This window comes from Streptomyces sp. NPDC046931 (assembly GCF_040644655.1).
Lineage (GTDB): Bacteria > Actinomycetota > Actinomycetes > Streptomycetales > Streptomycetaceae > Streptomyces.
In genome coordinates this window covers 1-1,167 of the sequence record NZ_JBEYWX010000073.1, presented here as the reverse complement: position 1 = coordinate 1,167, position 1,167 = coordinate 1, and the positions used below count along the sequence as shown (strand labels likewise).

The window sequence follows — 1,167 nt, the reverse complement described above, 5'->3', positions numbered from 1 at the left end:
GACGCTGAGGTTGAAAGGGTGGGGTGACAGCGGGCGTTGGCGGTGCTAGATCCTCGTCATGAGGTACGCGGATGGCGGCGGCCTGACCGCCGCGGGGCGGGCGAAGCGTGAGGCAGTGCGCTTCGAGGCCGCGGAGATGTTCGAGCGAGGCGTGCGGCCGCCGGAGGTGGCCCGCAGGTTACGGGTGTCGCGGAAGTCTGCGTACGCCTGGCACGCCGCCTGGCGCGAGGGCGGCAGCGCGGCTCTGGCCTCCAAGGGGCCCGGCGGTTTCGCGTGTCAGCTCAGCGATGCCCAGGCGGAACGACTGCAAGCCGAGCTGGAGGCGGGACCGGCGGCGCACGGCTGGACACAGGACCAGCGTTGGACCCTGGCGAGGGTCGCGGAGCTGATCCATAGCCTGTTCGGCTACCGGTATACCCCGCGTGGGGTGTCGTATCTGCTGCACCGGCTGGGCTGGTCACCGCAGGTCCCCGCGCACCGGGCCGTCGAGCGCGATGAGCAGGCAGTCGCGCGGTGGCTGACGGAGCAGTGGTCACGGGTAAGAGGACGGCCCAGCTCCTGGGCGCGTGGATCGTCTTCGAGGACGAGGCCGGGCAGGACCTGAAGCCCGGCAAGGGCCGCACCTGGTCACGGCGGGGCAGGACGCCGCTGGTCAAAGTGGTGGGCAAGGGTTCGGGCCGGGTCCTGATGGCCGGGATGATCTGCGTCCGGCCAGGCCGCGAGACCCGTCTGATCTACCGGACCCAGACGTACCGGGGCCGTACCGGCGAGCAGAAGGGCTTCCGGGCCCGCGAGTTCGCAGACCTGCTGACCTCCGCCCGCCGGCAGCTCGGCGATGTCCCGCTGATCGTGGTGTGGGACAACGCCAGCACCCATCACGCCAAGCCCTTGCGGGAGTTCTGCGAGCGCAACAGCGACTGGCTGACCATCGTCAAGCTCCCGCCCTACGCGCCCGACCTCAACCCCGTCGAAGGCGTCTGGGCCCACGTGAAGAAGTCCCTGGCCAACCTCGCACCCCACGCGATCGAAGACCTCACCCCGCTCGTGAAGAACCGCTTACGCGGCATCCAACGCCGACCCGAAGTACTCGACGGCTTCATCGCCGGGACCGGACTGGCACTGGAGCCTCCGTAACGCTGTCACCCCACCCTTTCAACCTCAGCGGCA

General features: G+C 69.8%; 2 protein-coding genes. Both read left to right on the top strand.

The genetic code is table 11. From position 1 onward, the window contains the following. Window positions 1–58: 58 nt before the first annotated feature. Window positions 59–604, top strand: a complete 546-nt coding sequence (locus ABZ876_RS39100; RefSeq protein ID WP_361791212.1) for a winged helix-turn-helix domain-containing protein — start codon at window positions 59–61, stop codon at window positions 602–604. Continuing rightward, window positions 514–1,134, top strand: a complete 621-nt coding sequence (locus tag ABZ876_RS39095; RefSeq protein WP_361791209.1) for a transposase — start codon at window positions 514–516, stop codon at window positions 1,132–1,134. The genes ABZ876_RS39100 and ABZ876_RS39095 overlap by 91 nt, the downstream gene beginning before the upstream one ends. Window positions 1,135–1,167 lie beyond the last annotated feature (33 nt).

What these genes read in the sequence shown, in the direction of transcription:
- ABZ876_RS39100 (WP_361791212.1), top strand. Translation starts at nt 59, where the DNA reads ATGAGGTACGCGGATGGCGGCGGCCTGACCGCCGCGGGGCGGGCGAAG.